13 protein-coding genes are annotated in these 19,381 nt (G+C 60.8%); 10 read left to right on the top strand and 3 right to left on the bottom strand.

Annotation, left to right across the window (positions count from 1 at the left end; genetic code table 11):
- Nucleotides 1–145 precede the first annotated feature (145 nt).
- Together AB1462_RS07525 and AB1462_RS07520 are read left to right on the top strand one after the other, a co-directional pair.
- Nucleotides 146–1,237: an ABC transporter substrate-binding protein gene (locus AB1462_RS07525; RefSeq protein WP_315337723.1), complete on the top strand. Its 1,092-nt coding sequence runs from the start codon at nt 146–148 to the stop codon at nt 1,235–1,237.
- Nucleotides 1,238–1,261: 24 nt separating this feature from the next.
- Nucleotides 1,262–4,975 carry an ATP-binding protein gene (locus AB1462_RS07520; RefSeq protein ID WP_367246486.1) on the top strand — a complete coding sequence of 1,238 codons (3,714 nt, stop codon included), beginning with the start codon at nt 1,262–1,264 and terminating at the stop codon, nt 4,973–4,975.
- Between the two features lie 157 nt (nt 4,976–5,132).
- Here AB1462_RS07520 and AB1462_RS07515 read toward each other — a convergent pair whose 3' ends face one another.
- Nucleotides 5,133–6,047 carry a LysR substrate-binding domain-containing protein gene (locus AB1462_RS07515; protein WP_090404385.1) on the bottom strand — a complete coding sequence of 305 codons (915 nt, stop codon included), beginning with the start codon at nt 6,045–6,047 and terminating at the stop codon, nt 5,133–5,135.
- Nucleotides 6,048–6,315: 268 nt separating this feature from the next.
- On the opposite strand from AB1462_RS07515, the gene AB1462_RS07510 reads away from it, so the two are divergent.
- The 4 genes from AB1462_RS07510 (at nt 6,316) to pgm (ending at nt 12,605) form a co-directional block, all read left to right on the top strand.
- Entirely contained in the window at nt 6,316–7,338 is a 1,023-nt protein-coding gene (locus AB1462_RS07510; RefSeq protein ID WP_259194039.1) for a zinc-dependent alcohol dehydrogenase family protein, read from the top strand.
- 705 nt (nt 7,339–8,043) lie between these two features.
- Nucleotides 8,044–9,462 (top strand): hypothetical protein, encoded by a 1,419-nt coding sequence (locus tag AB1462_RS07505; protein WP_090404377.1) that lies wholly within the window; start codon nt 8,044–8,046, stop codon nt 9,460–9,462.
- Nucleotides 9,459–10,865, top strand: coding sequence for a PLP-dependent aminotransferase family protein (locus AB1462_RS07500; RefSeq protein ID WP_367246484.1), 1,407 nt, complete (start codon nt 9,459–9,461; stop codon nt 10,863–10,865). Before AB1462_RS07505 ends, AB1462_RS07500 begins: the two co-directional genes overlap by 4 nt.
- Before the next feature lie 96 nt (nt 10,866–10,961).
- Nucleotides 10,962–12,605 carry a phosphoglucomutase (alpha-D-glucose-1,6-bisphosphate-dependent) gene (gene pgm / locus AB1462_RS07495; protein WP_090404369.1) on the top strand — a complete coding sequence of 548 codons (1,644 nt, stop codon included), beginning with the start codon at nt 10,962–10,964 and terminating at the stop codon, nt 12,603–12,605.
- A gap of 63 nt (nt 12,606–12,668) precedes the next feature.
- Here pgm and AB1462_RS07490 read toward each other — a convergent pair whose 3' ends face one another.
- On the bottom strand, nt 12,669–13,364 hold the full coding sequence (locus AB1462_RS07490; RefSeq protein ID WP_090404366.1) for a pirin family protein: 696 nt from the start codon (nt 13,362–13,364) through the stop codon (nt 12,669–12,671).
- Between the two features lie 219 nt (nt 13,365–13,583).
- On the opposite strand from AB1462_RS07490, the gene AB1462_RS07485 reads away from it, so the two are divergent.
- Complete coding sequence (locus AB1462_RS07485) at nt 13,584–16,031, top strand: UvrD-helicase domain-containing protein (RefSeq protein ID WP_367246481.1); 2,448 nt, start codon at nt 13,584–13,586, stop codon at nt 16,029–16,031.
- A 143-nt stretch (nt 16,032–16,174) separates the two neighbouring features.
- Here AB1462_RS07485 and AB1462_RS07480 read toward each other — a convergent pair whose 3' ends face one another.
- On the bottom strand, nt 16,175–16,447 hold the full coding sequence (locus tag AB1462_RS07480; protein ID WP_003217129.1) for a DUF1652 domain-containing protein: 273 nt from the start codon (nt 16,445–16,447) through the stop codon (nt 16,175–16,177).
- Nucleotides 16,448–16,704: 257 nt separating this feature from the next.
- On the opposite strand from AB1462_RS07480, the gene AB1462_RS07475 reads away from it, so the two are divergent.
- From AB1462_RS07475 to AB1462_RS07465, 3 genes are read left to right on the top strand one after another with little or no spacing between them, the layout of a single operon-like run.
- Entirely contained in the window at nt 16,705–17,514 is an 810-nt protein-coding gene (locus AB1462_RS07475; RefSeq protein WP_367246479.1) for a helix-turn-helix domain-containing protein, read from the top strand.
- A gap of 48 nt (nt 17,515–17,562) precedes the next feature.
- A complete protein-coding gene (locus AB1462_RS07470) occupies nt 17,563–18,969 on the top strand; it encodes an NAD(P)/FAD-dependent oxidoreductase (RefSeq protein WP_367246477.1) in 1,407 nt (468 codons plus the stop codon).
- 27 nt (nt 18,970–18,996) lie between these two features.
- Complete coding sequence (locus AB1462_RS07465; protein WP_367246476.1) at nt 18,997–19,338, top strand: cupin domain-containing protein; 342 nt, start codon at nt 18,997–18,999, stop codon at nt 19,336–19,338.
- Nucleotides 19,339–19,381: the final 43 nt, after the last annotated feature.

The following is a 19,381-nucleotide window of genomic DNA, read 5'->3' as shown; positions in this document are numbered from 1 at the left end:
CTGCAGGCAATTCGCTGGTTTCAATTGTCGGTTGCTAAGGAAAGAAGTCTGTATATGCCTGGTTCTTCATGCCCGGTTCTATTATTGGAACAACCGAATGAGCAGTCTGGTAACCAGTGTTTATCGGCGCATTATGGAGAACAGCATGGATACTAAACCGATCCACAAAGTGTTGTGGCGCTTCGCCGGCTGCGTGACCGGACTGGCGATGATTGCTGCCATTCCTGCCCATGCCGCCGTCGACGGCCCTACTGCAAGTCATAGCATTGCCTTCAGCAACTCCTACGCGGGCAGCGATTTTCGCAAGGTGATGGTGCGTAACTGGCAGGAGATTGCGGCCCAAGCGCAAAAGGATGGCTTGATCCGGGAGGCCCCGGTGGTCAGCGCCAATAACTCGGCGTCGGAACAAGCCGCCCAGATCCAGGACATGATCGTCAAGGGTGTCAACGCCATCGTTATCCTGGCCGCGTCCGACACGGCCCTCAACGGGGTGATCCGCGATGCCTGCAACGCCGGCATCGTGGTGGTGGTCATGGCCAGCCTGGTCACCGAGCGTTGCGTCTATACCGTGGATTACAACTGGTCCGCCATGGGCCGCGTGGAGATGGACTATATCGCCGAGCGTCTCAAGGGCAACGGGACGCTGCTGGAGATCCGCGGCATTGCCGGCGACGCTACCGATAAAAACATCAGCGACGGCATTCGCAAGGCCGCCAGCGACTATCCGGGCCTGAGGTTCGCCAAGACCGTGTATGGGAACTGGACGGCTTCCGTCGCACGCAAGGAGGTGGCTCTGGCGCTGCCGTCGCTGCCCAGCATTGATGCCGTCGCTACTCAAGGGGGCGACGGTTATGGCGCGGCCATGGCGTTCAAGGCGGCGGGACGCCCTTTGCCGATCATCGTGATGGGGAACCGTCAGGATGAACTCGCCCTGTGGAAACAGGAACGCGATGCCAATGGCTACGAAACTGTCTCGGTCTCCGCGTCCCCGAGCGTCTCCCAGGTGGGTTTCTGGGTGGCCCAACAGATTCTGGCGGGCAAGCAGGTGCCGAAGTTCGTCGAGGTGCCGCTGGTACGCATTGATGCGAAAGACCTGGACGCCTGGCTCGCCACTATGCCTGTGGGCGGCGCTGCCAATCCTTTCTACGGCCAGGCTTCCGTTACGGCGATGATCGACGCGGCCAACAACAATACAACTGCGCCTCCGGCGCCTGTGCCGGAGGTTATGAAGCAGTAGCGGCGGGCGGGGATGCGAGGTGCCATGTTGACACTCAGACCGTTCAGGGACAGGCCCATTGCCGTCAAAATTGGCCTGGCGGTCGCTGCACTGGTGTTCCTGATGCTGGCGGTGTCGCTGGTGAACCTCTACGGCCTTCGGGGCATGGTCCGTGCAGTGGACTCTGCCAGCCATTCCGCGGAAATTCTGGCGTCGGTCAATGGGGCCACCGGGCGGGTGGAAAACTTTATCGCGACCCGCGACCAGGAAAGCCTGTTCCAGGCCGAAGGCATGGTGGCCACAGCTATCGCCGGCCTCAGCGCCATTCCGGTGGCTGAGGCGGAATCGCTCAAAGGCAGCCTGGAGAGGCTTTCGGCAGCGATCGCCACCTTGCGGGCGGCGACCCTGACCATGGATGGCGAAACGGAGAACATGACAGTCCACTACGACCGGATGCGAGAGGCGACGGTCCTCGTCGAGCAGGGCATCGCCGATGGGCTGAAGGGGCTTGATGCGCGCACCGCCGACCACGAGGCGCAGGTGAGCAACATCGAAAGCGCCCATCGCATCCTGGATATTCTGCGCAACAGCGAACGGATCATCACCGCCAATGTGGCCAAGAGGCTGGTGACCGGCGATGGCGCGGCTGCCACCACCGCGCGAAACGCTTGCGCGGCACTCCCGCCCGTGGTCGAGCAATTGCGCGAGGTGATGGGTGAGCCTCAGGCAAGAGAGACCCTGGCCCGGTTGGCGACAGCGCTCGCTTCTGCCTGCCTGGCGGTCGAGCACCTCGGCGAGTCGCCCAAACACCTTGAAGGTGAAGTTTTGCAGCATCTCGCCGCCGTCGGGGAGGTGGCCGAGCGCCTTGAGGCAATGTTGGCTGAAGTGGAGGAGCACGCTGCCCATGACGCAAGCGACATTCAGGCCGCAACCGGTTTACTGCACAATGCAGCCGCGCTGTCCAAGCGCTTCGCCGAGCGCGTTGCTACTCTGGAGGCGCAGACGCTGTCGTTTCGCCTGGCACCGTCGGCCGATGTCGCCGGCGCTGTCGGCGACATCCTCGACGAGCTCACCCGTCTCGCTCGCGTTCTCCCTTCGTCCATGGGGCTGCAAGCCAAAGCTGCGCCCCTGACGGTTACCGACCAGATTGCCGGCTATCGCGCGGCATTCGCCAGGTTCCATCAGGCGAGCAACTCCTTGAGCGGCGCACGCGACCAAGTTCGAAGCGAGGCACGGAGCGCCGGCCTGTTGGTTGCGCGCTTCGCGGGTGAAGCGCGCTCTGACGCCTTGGTTCACAATGATCGCGGCATGCTTGCGACGATAGTCGCGGGCACCGTCGCCATTTTGCTGGCTGGCGCCATCGCCTGGAGCACCTCGCGGTTTGTGGCGCAGCCCATCGTGGCCCTGGCCTCGGTTATGCGCCGGCTTGCCGCCGGCGACTTGAACGCCGAGATCGCCAGCGCCGGACGCGGCGACGAGATAGGGATCATGACCCGCGCCGTACGGGTGTTCCAGGAGAACGCCCTGAGAATCCGGGTGCTGGAGGCCGAGGCCGAGGCCGAACGACAGCAAGTCCAGGCCTCTTTGGAGAGAATGGTCGCTGAACGGACCGACACGCTGCACCGACAGACCGAGGTGCTGGAGGCCCAGGCTGTCGAACTCATTCAGGCGCGCAACCAGGCCGAGACAGCTAACCAGGCAAAGAGCGATTTCGTCGCCACGGTCAGCCACGAACTGCGCACCCCCCTGACTCTCATTCTCGCCCCCCTGGAGCAGCTCTCGGCGGCGACCAGCCCGCCGGCGGACTGGCGTGTGCAAATCGAGCGCGCCCAACGCAACGCACTGCGCTTGATGAACCGGGTGAACGATATCCTCGATTTCTCCAAGGCCCAAGCGGGCAAGTTTGAGCTGTGTCCGGCGCCCATTGATTTGAGCAAGGTGGTTGGTGTGCTGGCCGAAGATGCCGCCATGGCGGCCAAGGGCAAAGGCTGCACGTTAACCTGCAGCATCGATCCTGCGCTCGGCACGGTTTTCCTGGACCCCCATCACTTCGAGAAAATTCTCCTCAACCTGGTGAGCAATGCCATCAAGTTCACGCCCGCTGGCGGCACCGTGCACCTGGCAGTCACTCACCTTGATGCCGAGCGATTTGAATTCGCGGTGCAAGACTCGGGGATTGGCATTGCGCCAGACAAACTACCGCTGCTGTTCCAGCGCTTTTCCCAGATCGACAATTCCGCCACGCGCCACTACAGCGGCACAGGCATCGGTCTCGCCCTGGTCAAGGATCTGGTCGAACTGATGGGCGGCGAAGTCGGTGTCAACAGTGAGCCCGGACAAGGCTCGTGCTTCTTTGTTCGACTTCCGGTAGGGGCTGAGCAAGACTCCTTGCCGAGCGAAGCCAGCAACATGCACGAGCGATCGTCACCGAGCACAACCGAGCAGCGCCACCTGCGTTTCGACGACGGCCGCCAGGGCAATGGCAACGACCAGGTTTCGACGCAAGGCGCAGACGACGAGCAGTCCCCGGAGCGTGCCTCGCAGTCCAGGGTACTCGTCGTAGACGACAGCCCTGAAATGCTTAGCTACCTCAGCGAACTTTTGCACAATGACTACATTGTCGCCACCGCGGCTGATGGAGAGCAGGCCTGGGCACTCCTGCAGCGCCGACCGATCGATGTGGTCGTCTCGGATGTGATGATGCCGAAGCTCGACGGTTTTGGCCTGACAGCCAGAATCAAAGCCAGCGCCGGTTTCGCCCACTTGCCCGTGATCCTGTTGACCGCCCGCGGCGGCAGTGAGGCCTGCGTCTCCGGGCTGGAGAGTGGCGCCGATGACTATATCGCCAAACCCTTCTCGCCGTTGGAGCTCAAGGCTCGCATACGCGCAGCGATACGCATGGGCCAGGTGCAGGCCGAACTGCACGCCAAATCCCGTCAAGCGGGTATGGCCGAAATCGCCACGACTGTGCTGCATAACGTTGGCAACGTCCTCAACAGCGTGAACGTATCGGCAGAACTGGTCGGAAGCCAGATGCGTACCTCCAAAGCCCAGGGGCTGGGCAAGGTGGCTCAGTTGATGAACGAACACGTCGATGACCTGAGCACTTTTCTCACCAGCGACCCAAAAGGAAAGATGCTGCCCGGCTACCTGCTCAAGCTGGCGGAGGTGGTGAAGGCGGAGCAACAGGGCATCATCGAAGAACTCGAGCGACTGACCAAGGGTGTTGACCACATCAAAAGCATTGTCGCCGCCCAGCAGTCCTATGCCGTGGCCGTCAGTGTCGTGGAAACAGTGCCGGTTCCCGAGTTAATCGATGATGCCCTGCGCATGAGTGCCGGATCACTGGCGCGTCAGGCCGTGACGGTGATCAAGGAGGTTGCCGACTTGCCCCTGCTGTCGCTCGACCGGCACCGGGTGCTGCTGATTCTGGTGAACCTGATCAGCAACGCCAGACAGGCGTTGGACGGTGTGGTTGATCGCAGCCCGTGCATCACGCTCCACGCCTCCCTTGTTGACGGATCAGTATTGCGAATTACGGTGGCCGACAACGGCAATGGGATTGCGCCAGAGGACCTGGCGCGTATCTTTTCGCATGGCTTCACTACTCGCAAAGACGGTCACGGTTTCGGCCTGCACAGCTGCGCGCTAGCCGCGCATGAGATGGGTGGGAGCTTGAGCGTGCACAGCGACGGGGTTGGACAGGGCGCAACCTTCACCCTCGATGTTCCCCTCAATGTGCCGCAGAGTGAACGATGAACATCGAACCGGCACATGGTTCTTCGTTGAACAACTACGCCTCGATATTGGCGGTTCTGGCCTTGAGCTGAGCGATTGAGTTTAGACAGGCGGCAATGGACTGATATAGCCAACAACCTATTGTTATAAAAGTTTTATGGAGCTTGCTGGAACTCCGTTACAGACTATCGGGATCCCCGAAAAACATCTGAATCCGCGACCTCAACCACCGCTCTCCCGGATCATTGTCCTGCGACCCACGCCACGCCATGTGCAATTCGAACGTGCGCACCGGCAATGGTGGTTCTTCTGCCCGCAAGCCTCCCGCGGCCGTGAGTGCTTCGGCCGCGTAGTCCGGCACGATGGCGACAATGTCGGTGCCTGCCAGCAATGTCCCCAGCCCGTTGAACTGCGGTACTGCCAGTACCACATGGCGCTTGCGGTCGAGCTTCTCCAGCTCTTCATCGATGAACCCGCTCAAGTCGCCGGCGAACGACACCAGTGCGTGGGGGCGGGCGCAGAAGTCGTCCAGGCTCAGGGAGCCCGGCACACTGTCGGCGCGCAGCAGTTTCGGCAGGCTGCGGCGCAGCACTTTGCGTTTGGCGTTGGCCGGCAGGTCGGCGGTGTAGCTGACGCCGATGGAGATTTCGCCGGAGGCGAGCAGGCCGGGCATCAGGATGTAATTGACGCGGCGTACCACCAGTACGATGCCGGGCGCTTCGGCGCGCAGGCGTTTGAGCAGTTGGGGCAGCAGGGCGAATTCGACGTCGTCGGACAGGCCGATACGGAACACCGCCGTGCTGGTGGCCGGGTCGAACTCGGCGGCGCGGCTCACAGCGGTTGAAATCGAGTCCAGGGCCGGGGAGAGCAGGGCGAATATTTCCACGGCGCGGGCCGATGGCTCCATGCTGCGCCCGGTGCGCACGAACAGCGGGTCATCGAACAGCCCGCGCAGGCGCGACAACGCTGCGCTGATGGCTGGCTGACCAAGGAATAATTTCTCGGCCGCGCGGGTCACACTGCGCTCATGCATCAAGGTTTCGAATACGATCAAGAGGTTAAGGTCGACACGACGCAGGTCGTTACGGTTCATCTTGTGTCCTGGAAGAGTCAGCTTTACTTGACGAGAGCGGCCATATAAGAGCCCTGAAGGTCCATTCAGACGCGTGACCGGTATGAATCTTACGGGGAAAGGCTGGTACTCTGCACCGGCTAATTGAGTTTTCCTACGATACTTGAGGTCTATTCCTCAGATGCGGAATCAATGACAGACATGTCGACTATTAACGGCGACCGGTGGTCTTAGCCGTAAAGCCCAGATAGAGTTCATGGCAATAGAGGTTACTTTGACGAGGTTTGCGATGTCCCGCACGATCCGTTTTCACAAGTTTGGTCCGGCCGAGGTGCTCAAGTGCGAAGAGCATGCAGCCGCGCAGCCCGCACCGGGCGAAGTGCAGGTGCGTGTCGAGGCGATTGGCATCAGCTGGTATGACATTTTGTGGCGCCAGAACCTGGCGTCTTCCCACGCACGTCTTCCATCCGGCCTTGGCCATGAGATGGCCGGGGTGGTTGTGGCCTTGGGCGACGGCGTGGATGACTTGGCAGTGGGCGATAAAGTGGCCAGTTTTCCGGCCGAGAGCCCCAATGATTACCCGGTGTATGGCGAACAGATCGTCCTGCCCCGTTCGGCCCTGACCCGCTACCCGGACGTCTTGAGCCCCATCGAAGCCAGCGTGCACTACACGCCGCTGCTGATTGCCTACTTTGCGTATGTGGACTTGGCACGGGTCAAGCCCGGGCAGTTTGCCCTGGTGACCGACGCCAGCCACTGCGCCGGCCCTTCGTTTGTACAACTGGGCAAGGCCCTGGGTGTGCGGGTGATTGCCGCCACCAAGGACAGCGCAGAGCGCGAGTACCTGCTCTCTCTGGGCGCAGAAAAGGTCATCGTCACCGAGGAACAGGACCTGCTGATGCAAGTCAACAAGTTCACCGAGAACCGCGGCGTCGATGTGGTATTCGATGGCTTGGGCGGCCCGCAGATGTCGTTGCTCGGTGATGTGCTGGCGCCCCGTGGCAGCCTGGTGCTGTATGGCTTGCAGGGCGGTAACCAGACACCGTTCCCGGCGTGTGCGGCGTTCCAGAAGAACATTCAGTTCTTTGTGCACTGCATCGGTAACTTCACCGGCAAACCGGAACTGGGCATCATCCAGGACCAGGTAGCCTTGCAGCGCGCGTTGCGCGACATCAACCAACTGACCGCAGATCGTGTGCTCGTTCCTCTGAAAACCACGGTGTTTCCGTTCAATCAGTTTGTCGAAGCGCACCGTTATATGGACGAATGCCCGTGCCGCGAGCGGGTTGCGTTGCAGGTTGCGGCTGTTTGAGCTGTAGGAGTATTCGTAAATGAGTACTCCGACGCCTGAGCGCATGGGGCAAATGCGCCATTTTACAGGGCTTAACCCGCCCGCCCCAGAAGGTGCCGCCCTGGCACTTTAGCCCGCAAATCCGGCCCTTCCTCCCTCACGCCGCCCTGATTCCCAGTGCGGCGTCGTTGTATGTGCACCATTTATGCGACATCGGTCGCCCATCTGAGCTGGTTTTCGGCTCGCTTCTGTATCTATTAATCATTATTCCAGCACTGATAATTGCGCCTTCACTTTCATCTCAAGGATTGAGCAATGATTGAATCTCTGGCACGGCTGCAGATAGTTTTTCGAACTATCGATACGACACACATGCGGACTCGGGAAGGTGGGCGCGGTCATAAAGCGTACCTGCCATGCAAATGGAAAAGTTGTTTGAGTCTATTGTCGGACACTTCTTTAAAAGTCTGGTTAAAAAAGCGTAGGAGCTTGTCGGAAGAGTCCTAAGTCTAGCGCTAAAAATGAATTTTCCATCTATTTCATTGGGTTATGCGCTTGTGCAGGTGAGTGATGCTCCACGGGCAACCCACATCGTTTTATTGCGCGGTGCTAGTGTTTAATCATCGACGCACAGTACGGTGCGCGATTTTCCTACACGCAAAATAGGTCAAGCAAACACTCTCAGCAGTTGCTTGAAACTGATATTTCAACTCGGGTAGTAGAACTATGAGCACTATTCACGAACAGGCTATGAATCATGTTTACCAGCAAGTTCTGCAACGTTTGATCGGGCACTTCACTCGCTCCGGACGTACAGCGCTCCAGTTATTGGTCCAGCGAATCATCGTCGCGGCGGGGGGAATGGAGCAGGTGGGGGATTTCAAGGTTCTGGTGGCCCACGGTGGTGGTGAAGTCAGCAGCTATACCCTGGCGTTGCTCCGAGCTGCTCAACTGACCATTGCTGGTCGTGCGCCGCGCACCTTTCAACTGAGGGTCGCGACGCTACGGCATGCGGGCATGACCGAAGGGCAGCTCGATACCCTCAATCGCGGCTACGGCCGGCTGTTTCTCCACGATGACCCGCGCGTCGAGTTGTTGATGGTGGAAAACCAGGAAGTACAGCCCTTCAATCACCAGCGTCCAGCCTCAGCGAGCGGGCGAAAGATCAGCCAGCGCAATATGTTGATGGTGGGCCATCTGAGCGCCGGGGACTGTCGGGCCACACTGTGCAACGACACTTACCTGGCCGTCGGTGATTTTTACCAGCGTGTCACCACCTGCAACGGCGGCGTCCACGCGCTGGTCAGTGGCGACTCCCCGCGCAAGCAAAGTCAGTTTCTTGCCTGGCTCAAGAAAACCGCGCAGGGCGCAGGCATCCGTGTTCCCAAGGGGCATCCGCTGTCGCTCAACGCGTTGTTCGCGCGCATGGACGAGTGGAGCACCGGTTATTACCGTGATGTGTTCGGTGAGCATTACATGGACAGCGACAACCCCAGCACGGTGGGGCATCGTCACTTGGCCTACATCGGCATCGCCGACCTGCTGGAAGATGTCGACATCGCGTCGACATCCTTGCTGACCGAGTTCATGGCCTATATTCCCGATCCACTGGGTTTTTACTTCAGCCATCCGGCCTATTCCAATCCATTGCTGATGGCTCACCTGCGCGGGCTGCAGGCCGAATGCCTGCGCGGGCTGGATTATGAAGAAGGGGTCGAAAGCTTTATTAAGCAGGCAAATGCGTACATGCGACGCCTGCGCATGCCCGACGACTTGCTCATGCAGGCCGGGACCCGCGAAGGGCGCATGCTGTGGAGTACTTACGCCCAGCAGTTCTTCGGCCTGGATGAGACCCAACTGACCTGCCTGCTGTTCTCGCCGTTTCTGCATCACGGAGAGCGACTCGAGGGTTATTTGCGCCACTGTCATCCGGGCATGCTGGTGGCACTTCCTGAGTTGCACAAGGTCCTCCAGGGCAACGGCTCCGCCGAAATGCTGCAGCAATGGGTAACGGACACCAGCGGCTTACCGATGCCCTTGTTGCAACACCTGTATCGCAAACGGCCGCTGGCCGGCGAGAACGGCACGTCTTGCGTCGGTGCGGCCCAGGGCGCCGCGCAGGCCGTGCCATTGTTCGGGCGATGACGCTGCGCGGCGAGCGTCAGGCGGATTTTGCGTATCAGGCGGTCTATCGCTACATGATCAGTCTGATCAACGAGGTCAGTACCGACACCCGGGTAAAACTGCCGTCGTTGCGGCAATTGGCCGAGCGCCTGAACGTGTCGATCTCGACGATCCAGTACGCCTATGCGCTGCTGGAGAAGGAGGGCAGGGTCTATTCGGTGGCCAAATCCGGTTATTACGCCTGGCCGATGTCGGCGAACTCCCTAGTATGGGCGGGTGGTGATCTGCTTGACCGTCTCTACGCGGCAGCCCGGCGTCCCGGCATGGTGGTACTCAGTGGTGACGAGCCGGCATTGCTGGGTTCCCTGGATGAAACACTGCTGCGACTGGAGCGGGAGCTGGTGCGCCAATACCCGCCAAATCTGCAGCCCTGGTCCCAGCCTTGCGGCGTGTGGGAGTTACGCGCAGCGCTGGCCGCACGCTATACCTCGTCGCCTACGCGCTGCTGGCACGCCGATGACGTGTATATCGGTGCCGACCTGCGTGGCGTGCTGGACATTCTGATCGAGGTGCTGGGCCTGCGGGGCACCACTGTGATTGTGGAATCGCCTTGCGACTGGCTGATCCTGCGCCTGTTGCAGGACGCCGGGGTGCGTGTCATCGAGCTGCCCTGGACGCCGGAGGGCGGCCTGGACAGGACGGCGCTGGGTAGGCTGTTGCGCGATGAATCGGTGCATCTGGTGTTGCTCTCGTCTTCCGTCAGCCTGCCCTGCGGGGTGGCCATGTCAATCGACGAGCGTCTTGACGTGGCAAATCTGCTGGGTCAGTACGGTTGCTGGTTGCTTGAAAACGACACCTTTGGTGAGCTGGGTTTCGCAGCCCCCCACACGGCATTGCGCGAACTGGTGAACCCTGAGCGGCTGATCGTGTTTTCTTCGTTCGAGAAAGTGCTCGGCTCGGAAGCTCCCTACGGGTATCTGCTGTGCCGGCGCATGAGCAATGAGTTGCAGCGCCAGTTCCTGCTGCGCTCATTCCGCTTATCGTCAATCCGCCAGCGCGCGATTGCCCGCCTGTACCAAAGCGGGCGGATTGATCAGCACCTGCGCACGTTGCGCCAGCGCTTGGGCGAGCAGGCCGCGCAGATGAGCCGGCGCCTGGAGCAGCACTTGGGTGACCAAGTGACCTATCGGATGCCGGCCGCCGGTGCCACGTTCTGGCTGGCGTCCACCCGAGCGGTGGACATGCGCCAGGCATTTCAGCGCCTGCTGGCACGGCAGGTGGTGATCGCGCCTGGCGAGCTGTTCAGTGTCAGTGGCTTGCACCAGCAGAACCTGCGCCTGAGTCACACCTTTCACGGGCAACCCAATCTTGATATTGCCCTGGCGGCATTGAGCGAGGCATTGCGCCAGGCGCAGACTGGTTGAAGTTTCTCTTAACGATGTAGGATCGATACCGTCGCGCAGTAGTCAAACTCTCAGTAAACTGCCATTTTTCCGAATCCTTCTATCCGAGGTTTATGCATGACAATCAGTCCTTTTGCGGGCAAGCCGGCGCCGGCCCAGTTGCTGGTGGACATCCCGCGACTGGTCACGGCCTATTACACCGGCCAGCCTGATGCAGCGATCTCCACCCAGCGCGTAGCCTTTGGTACCTCCGGGCACCGTGGCAGCTCGTTCGAACTGAGCTTCAACGAATGGCATGTGCTTGCCATTAGCCAAGCCATCTGCCTGTATCGCGAAGCCCAAGGCATCAACGGCCCGTTGTTTGTTGGCCTGGATACCCACGCGTTGTCGACCCCGGCCGGCGCCAGCGCGCTGGAAGTGCTGGCCGCCAATGGTGTGCACGTGATGCTGGCCGAAGGCGATGAATACACGCCGACCCCGGCGATTTCCCACGCCATCATCTGCTACAACCGTGGCCGTACCAGCGGCCTGGCTGACGGCATTGTTATCACGCCGTCCCATAACCCGCCGCAAAGTGGTGGCTACAAGTACAACCCGCCTAACGGTGGCCCGGCCGATACCCACGTCACCAAGTGGATCGAAGCCAAGGCCAACGAGCTGCTGGCCAATAAACTGGCCGGGGTCAAGCGCATCACCCATGCCCAGGCGCTCAAGGCCGACACCACCCATCGCCATGATTACCTCAACAGCTACGTGGCCGACCTGATCAACGTGATCGACATGGACGCCATCCGCAGCGCCAACCTGCGCCTGGGCGTGGACCCGCTGGGCGGAGCAGGGGTGCGCTACTGGTCGGCGATTGCCGAGCACTACCGCCTGAACCTGGACGTAGTGAACACCGAAGTCGATGCCACGTTCCGCTTCATGAGCGTCGACTGGGACGGGCAGATCCGCATGGACCCATCCTCCAGCTACGCCATGCAAGGCCTGATCGGTCTCAAGGAGCGCTTCGACGTGGCCTTCGCCTGCGATCCGGACCACGACCGTCATGGCATCGTGACCCCGTCCGGCGGCCTGTTGGCGCCGAACAACTACCTGGCGGTCTCCATCGACTACCTGTTCCAGAACCGTCCCGAGTGGCGCGCCGACGCGGCCGTAGGCAAGACCGTGGTCAGCAGCGGCCTGATCGATCGCGTGGCCGCGCGCATTGGCCGTCGCCTCTACGAAGTGCCGGTGGGCTTCAAGTGGTTCGCCGACGGCCTGTTTGACGGCTCATTGGGCTTTGGCGGGGAAGAAAGCGCGGGTGCATCGTTCCTGCGTAAGGACGGCACGGTGTGGAGCACTGACAAGGACGGCCTGATCCCGGCATTGCTGGCCGCGGAAATGACCTCGCGCAAAGGCCAGGACCCGAGCCAGATCTACCGTGGCCTTACCGATGCCCTCGGCGAGCCATTCGCCATTCGTGTCGACGCCAAGGCCACGCCGGCGCAGAAGGCCCTGCTGGGCAAGCTGTCGCCGCAGCAGGTGACGTCCACCGAACTGGCCGGGGAGAGCATCCAGCAGATCCTCAGCCATGCGCCGGGCAACAACCAGGCGATTGGCGGCTTGAAAGTCATGACCGAAAACGGCTGGTTCGCCGCGCGGCCATCGGGCACCGAGGACATCTACAAGATCTACGCCGAGAGTTTCATTGGCGAGGACCACCTCAAGCAGCTGGTGGAAGAAGCGCAGGTGCTGGTAGACGGCGCCATCTCGGAATAACACCGCAAAACCCATGTGGGAGGGGCAGGCCACTCCCACATTTTATTGGGCCAAAGCGCTGGCTCAGGCCAGGTCGACCAGCACGATCTCGCTGTCTTCGATGGCCGTCACCCGTAACACCGACTCATCCTCCACCGCCACACCATCTCGAGCTTGCGCACGCAAGCCGTTGACTTCAATCACTCCGGTAGCCGGCACCAGGTAAGCACGACGCCCGCTGTCCAAGCGGTATTGCGCGCTTTCCCCGGCTTTCAGGTTCGCTGCTACCAGGCGCGCATCCGCACGAATGCGCAAGCTCACGTTATCTCCAGCCTTGCCACTGGCCAGGGTTACAAACCCTTCGCGATTACCCTTCGGAAACGGCTTGGCGCCCCAGGAGGGTGGCAGGCCTGCCTCGTTCGGGATGATCCAGATCTGGAAGATCTTGGTGGGCGTGGCTTCCAGGTTGTACTCGCTGTGGGCGATCCCGGTGCCTGCGCTCATCACCTGCACATCCCCAGCCTCGGTGCGGCCCTTGTTGCCCAGGTTGTCGGCGTGGCTGATCGCGCCTTCACGCACGTAGGTGATGATCTCCATGTCGCGATGGGGGTGCTGCGGGAAGCCGGTGCCGGGGGCAATGATGTCGTCGTTCCACACCCGCAGGTTGCCCCAGTGCATGCGCTTGGGGTCGTGGTATTCGGCAAATGAAAAGTGGTGATGGGCGTCAAGCCAGCCATGGTGGGCGCCGCCCAGGGCGTTGAAAGGTCGAAGTTCTAACATGATCGTCTCCTGTTGATGGCGCCAATGATCCGGGAGCTCATGATCGATAAAAAGCGAAAAAAATGCCTGAATTCTATCGAAGGATTAGATTGGTTACTGGCGTTTTGACTTTCACTTCATCGCCTAACTGCATGACCGTAAAGCAATTGGCTGGAACTGAGCGCCGATTCCGGCGACCATGGCGCACTTGTCAAAACCCAGCTCATCGCAGGAGTCCGCGTGTCGCAACACAAGCCTGATCTGCCCCCCGAACTGCGCCCCTTGGCGGAAATGCCTCTGCTCAAGCGCCTCGCCGCGCGCCTGTTTGGCCATGGCCTGACGCGTTTGCGCGCGCAGCACCGGTTTTCCTGGTTGCATGGGCAGGCCGATGGTTTTCGCAGTGGTCACGAGGCCGGCGTGGAGTATGGCTATCGCGAGGGCAAGGCCGATGGCATTGAGGAAGGCCGGCAAGTCCTGTTGATCCGCGACTTCCGTCCCGATGAGCACCGCGCGCCCGGCGTCGATGACAGCCTGTTCGATGATTGGCGGCTGCCCTTGAGCGCCGACGTGAAGAAACGCATCAAGGCTGACGTGGCTCGGTTGCTACCGGCCCATGCCCAGCCAAGTGCGGCGCAATGGAAGATGATCTTCAGCGACACGCCGTCAACCTCGGTGATCGCCGGTGCCGGTGCGGGTAAATCCACCTCGCTGGTATTGCGCATTTTGCTGCTCACCCATTACCTGGGCTTCGAATTGAGCTCGATGACCGTGGTGACCTTCACCCGCGAGTCGCGCAAAGACTTCATCAACAAGCTGATGGAAATTCTCAACCTGTGGGGCCAACCCCTTGGCATGAAAGAAGCCCAGGCGGTGGTGCGCACCTTTCACTCGCGCATTCTGCCGATGGTCCGCAGCCTGCCGGGTTTCGAACGCCTGCAGGCGTTCGAAAACCTCAGTGCCGGTTTCGAAGACGCTGACAGCAACCCGTTCGACCTGCGCATCAGCGACGCCCAGCGCCAGCAGATGAATGCCTGCTATCACCGTTTGCATGGCCAGCACGCGCGGTTTCGTGAGCTGATTGCACCGCTGGCGCGCCAAGGCCTGCAACTGCGGGAGCTGGAGCGCGATCATCCGGATGTACAAAAACGCATGGCGGTAACCGAACTGGCGGCCAAGCGCGATGAAGAGCTCTGCGATGTGATCGAAGACCTGTGGTTTCGTGCCGGCGCCTGGCCGATCAAGGGGATTGAGCCCAGTCGCCAGCGCTTCGAAATCAATGGCGCGCAGTTTCACTGCCATGGCTACATCCCGGAGCTGGATGCGTGGGTGGTGCTGGGCTTTGACTCCAGGGAAAACGCCCAGATCAGTCGGCCTAACTCGAAGCTGTCGGTACGCGCAGAGTGGGCGGTAAAGCGCACATTGTTTCAAGCTTTCTGTCGTAAGCCTTTGATATGGCTTGATAGCTATGATTCGTCAAAGCGTCTTTTAAGCAGCCTCGCCGGTGATGCGAGCGCGGGTCCCGGCTTTGATTACAAGGTCAAGGGCGAGCTGGCGTCGGCGCCGCTGCTGGACAGTTTCGTGATGGCGGCCGGCTTTATCGAGAACCTGGGGCTGGACGTACCCACCGCCGTCGGCCAGATGAGCTTCGCCAAGGACGATCCGGACCGGTACTTCTTTGAAGCCCTGAGCATTTTCTGGAAAGCCCTGGAAGACCATCTTCTCGACCAGTCGCCGCCGATCATGACCTATAACCGCATGTTCTCGCTGTTTGGCGAAAACACCCCGGAAAACCTCAAGCTGCTCAGCGATCCGCTGCTGCGGCCGATGTCGCACCTGATGATCGACGAATTCCAGGACGTATCGCCACAGATCGTCTCGTGGATACGCGCCAGCCTGCGGGAAATCCGCAGCCGTGGCCCGGCGATGCATGTGGGCCGTGGCGCGCAACGATCGTCCTTGCTGTGCGTGGGCGATGACTGGCAGTCGATCTACGGCTGGCGCGGCAGTTCGCCCAAGTACTTCATGGAATTCAACCAGGAATTCCCATCGCCGAGCACGACCCGCGTGATGCTCAGCGAGAACTACCGCAGCCATCAGCACATCATCGACGCCGCCGAACATATTGTGCGCGCCGCGCCGGCCATCCCCGGGAAAAAGGCCAAGGCCAGCGGCACGCCAAAAGCGTTGGTGCCGGTCACAGTAGTGGAGCGCGACGATGCAGCGCTGGGTCGGCAGCTGCTGGAGCATTATCAAAGGGGCGATTCAGTGTTAATGCTGTATCGAAAAAGTAGCGATAAGATACTGATTCAAGAGAATATTCAGTCGATTGTTAATGTTGATTCTAGCTTGCCTGCGGCGGCGCGCAGGTTGAAGCAGCTGACGTACCACAGCGCCAAGGGCCTGCAGGCGGATGCGGTGTTCCTGCTCGGTGATTGCCAGCATCTGACCAGTTCGCCCTACAAGAACCAGGTGTACCGCATGGCGGGCTTGGGCAAGGACGGGGACAGCGAGCCCTATGACACTGCGCAAAAGGACGAAGTGCTGCGCCTGGCCTACGTCGGGATTACCCGGGCCGTGAGCCATTGCTACTGGTACGTGGAGAAGCCCGAAGGCCAGGCAGTGAATGTGCCCAAGGCCTCGGAGCGGGTTGACGGCAAGAAAGCGTTTTTCGACGATCAGCGCCATTAGTAGGGGACAAATGCGATTCCAATGTGGGAGGGGGCTTGCTCCCGATAGCGCTGGTTCAGTCACTGTAGGTGGTGACTGACACCCTACTATCGGGAGCAAGCCCCCTCCCACAGTTGAGCTTCTTTTTGTTGGCTGGGCCGGGATCAGGCCCTCAGCGACAACGGCGGCACAAACGACTCCAATTCATCCTCCACCGCCTCGATAATCCGCTCCACATCGGCGGCATTCATCACCGTGGCGCAGGGGATGCCGGCAATGGCAATCAGCGTCTCGCCGCTGGCGCGGTCGAACAGGCGGGCGATCATACTGCCGGGCGCGTCCATGCTCGCCTCGAAGCCCATCGGATGAAAATGCCAGCGCATCAGCTGGCAGGCGTTGGGGAACGTCACTTTGTTCATGTTGCCCACCTTGTTCATTGAGCGCTTCCTTTAGCTCGCGGCAGGGGGGCCATGACCGTCACTGGTCGTGGCGTCGAAGAGCTTAAAAATAGCATTCGTTCGTAAGTGCAAGGTGACTTTTTTCGCCCCGTTCGGCGGTTGTTTTCCTAAAGATTGATGTAGGTCATGACTTACCAATGCAGGGCAAAAGGCCATCAGTCAGGCGCTGCAATTGTGCATTGAAGACCCCGCTGAACTTCGGCAATCTCCACGGTTTATTCGCCGCAGAGTCCTCCATGCCCGACATTGCCCCCGACGATGATTGCCAGCACACCCACGCCACGGGCGACCTGGTGTTGCGCCACCATCTGTGTTGGCGCCATCGCGACTTGGATGGGGTGATGTCCTACTACCACCCGGACATCCAGTACCACGACTTTCTCCAGAACCGTGTAGTCGGTTACGCCGAACTGCGCGCATACCTGCAAGCCAGCATGCCCCGCGAAGCTGACGAGGCGATTGAGCACACCGACCGCATTCGCGCCGATGGCGATACCGCGTTCATCCAGTACCGCATCACCTTGCGTGGTGGTCAGGGACTGGTGTCATTTCGTACCAGCGAGGCCATCACCGTGCGCGATGGTCTGATCTGGCGCGTCAATGAGTACGCGTCATTGGTGCATGAACAGCCCTCCCGAGCCCAGCGTCCCAGCGTCAGCCGCCTGGGCCTGTCGCCCCAGCAATTGGGGCATATGGCCAATGACTTGCAGCAGTACTTCGAGCGCAAGCAGCCTTACCTGGACCCGGAACTGGACCTGCAGCGCGTCGCCAAGGAATGTGGCTACAGCCGCAATCAGATTTCCTACCTGCTCAACCAGGTGCTGGGGCAAAGTTTCTACCGCTATGTCAACCAGGCTCGGCTCCAGCATCTGCTGGCCGCGCTGGATAAAGCACAGCCACCGATCAAGGTCGACGACCTGGCCTTCGCCGCCGGTTTCAATTCGTTGTCGGCGTTCTACAGCGCCTTCCGCCAGCACACCGGCCAATCGCCCAAGGCCTACGTCAAACAAATTTCCCTGCGTGCACGCGCGCAAGACAGCGAATAACCCGGAGTTCTAGGATCCCCCCATCGAAACGTGGTTGGGGAGCTTGGCATGCCGGCATGGCGCACTATCAGTTTATGGATGGACCAACTGGACGACCCGCTGTTGGCGCGGCCGGCCCTTGAGCATGACCTGGACGTCGATGTGGCCATTACCGGCGCCGGCTACACCGGACTGTGGACCGCCTACTACCTGAAACGCCAGGCGCCCGAGCTGAAGATCGCGATTATCGAGGCGCAAACCGCAGGCTTCGGCGCCTCGGGCCGTAACGGCGGCTGGCTGATGGGCAATCTGCTGGGCGAAGACCGCCTGCTGGCCGGCCTTGCGCCTGAACAGCGCCGGCCCTCCTTCGACTTGCTGCATGGCATTCCCGACGAAGTGGCCCAGGTGCTGGCCCGTGAAGGCATTGACTGCGACTACCGCAAGGGCGGCGCGCTGTACTGCGCCGCACGCTACCCCGAGCAAGAAGGCAGCCTGCGTGCTTACCTGGACAAGCTCTACGCCCAAGGCCTGACCGAAGCCGACTACCGCTGGCTGAGCCCTCGACAGTTGGCTGAACAGATCCGCATCGCAAAGCCCTATGGCGGTATCCATGCACCCCATGTCGCCACGATCAACCCGGCCAAGCTGGTGCGCGGCCTTGCGCGGGTGGTGGAAAACATGGGCGTGACGATTTATGAAAACAGTCCGGTCACCCACTGGCAATCCGGCAGCCTGCGTACCGCCAGGGCCAGCGTGCGTACTGCCTGGGTGGTGCCGGCTGTCGAGGGTTACGCCAATACCTTGCCACTCCTCGGTCGGTACCAGTTACCCGTGCAAAGCCTGATCGTCGCGACCGAACCGCTACCCGCCAGTACTTGGGATGAAATCGGCCTGAGCCACGGCCAGGCCTTTGGCGAAAGTAGCCGCCAGGTCACCTATGGCCAACGCTCGGCGGATAACCGCCTGGTGTTCGGTGCCCGGGGCGGTTACCAGTTCGCCGGCAAATTGCGCCATAACTTCGATTTGACTGACAGCGAAGTGGCGTTACGTCGCTACCTGTTCGGCGAACTTTTCCCGCAGCTGAAAAAGGTGCGGATTACCCATTCCTGGGGCGGCAACCTCGGCATGTCGCGCAGTTTCCGGCCGCACATGCTCTGCGATCACAAGACCGGCATCGCCCTGGCCGGTGGTTACGGCGGGGAGGGCGTCGGTGCCACCAACCTGGGCGGTCGCACCTTGGCCGACCTGATCCTCGGGCGCGACACGCCGCTCATCCACCAGCCCTGGGTGATCCGCGAGCGCGGCCTCGACGCGCTCAAAGCCTGGGAGCCGGAGCCGTGCCGCTGGCTCGGCTACAACGCGATCATTCGCAGTTTTGTCCATGAAGACCAGGTGCTGGCCAACCCCAACACCGCCCCCTGGCGCCGCAAACTGGCGACCGGTGTGGCCGGGTTCATGGAAGGTTTCATGCACTAAGTCGTTTCACCTACACGGGAAAACCCCATGAGCATCACTCAATTCAAAGACACGCTGAATGCCCACTTGCCGGACTCGTCACCGGTGGCCGTGCCCCTGGGCGAGCCGATCGCCGTGGCCTCGACCCTTAGCGTTGAACGCAGCGACGGCGTCGAGACCGGTATCTGGGAATGCACCCCGGGCCGCTGGCGTCGGCAGATCAAATCCCAGGAGTTTTGCCACTTTATCCAGGGGCGCTGCACCTTCACCCCTGACAACGGTGAAATCGCTCACATACAAGCCGGCGATGCACTGATGTTGCCGGCCAACAGCACCGGCATCTGGGACATCCAGGCAACCGTGCGCAAGACCTACGTACTGATTTTGTAACGCTTTGATCCTTGACCGCCTGCCATAAAAACAGCCCTAAAAT

This window comes from Pseudomonas sp. SB113, assembly GCF_040754745.1.
GTDB classification, from domain to species: Bacteria; Pseudomonadota; Gammaproteobacteria; order Pseudomonadales; family Pseudomonadaceae; genus Aquipseudomonas; species Aquipseudomonas grimontii.
This window is presented reverse-complemented; position numbering and strand designations above follow the sequence as displayed.

Coding starts and splice junctions, on each gene's coding strand:
- AB1462_RS07510 (WP_259194039.1), top strand. CDS start 6,316: ATGTCCCGCACGATCCGTTTTCACAAGTTTGGTCCGGCCGAGGTGCTC.
- AB1462_RS07470 (WP_367246477.1), top strand. CDS start 17,563: ATGCCGGCATGGCGCACTATCAGTTTATGGATGGACCAACTGGACGAC.
- AB1462_RS07465 (WP_367246476.1), top strand. CDS start 18,997: ATGAGCATCACTCAATTCAAAGACACGCTGAATGCCCACTTGCCGGAC.
- AB1462_RS07480 (WP_003217129.1), bottom strand. CDS start 16,447: ATGAACAAGGTGGGCAACATGAACAAAGTGACGTTCCCCAACGCCTGC.
- AB1462_RS07490 (WP_090404366.1), bottom strand. CDS start 13,364: ATGTTAGAACTTCGACCTTTCAACGCCCTGGGCGGCGCCCACCATGGC.
- AB1462_RS07475 (WP_367246479.1), top strand. CDS start 16,705: ATGCCCGACATTGCCCCCGACGATGATTGCCAGCACACCCACGCCACG.
- pgm (WP_090404369.1), top strand. CDS start 10,962: ATGACAATCAGTCCTTTTGCGGGCAAGCCGGCGCCGGCCCAGTTGCTG.
- AB1462_RS07520 (WP_367246486.1), top strand. CDS start 1,262: ATGTTGACACTCAGACCGTTCAGGGACAGGCCCATTGCCGTCAAAATT.
- AB1462_RS07525 (WP_315337723.1), top strand. CDS start 146: ATGGATACTAAACCGATCCACAAAGTGTTGTGGCGCTTCGCCGGCTGC.
- AB1462_RS07505 (WP_090404377.1), top strand. CDS start 8,044: ATGAGCACTATTCACGAACAGGCTATGAATCATGTTTACCAGCAAGTT.
- AB1462_RS07515 (WP_090404385.1), bottom strand. CDS start 6,047: ATGAACCGTAACGACCTGCGTCGTGTCGACCTTAACCTCTTGATCGTA.
- AB1462_RS07500 (WP_367246484.1), top strand. CDS start 9,459: ATGACGCTGCGCGGCGAGCGTCAGGCGGATTTTGCGTATCAGGCGGTC.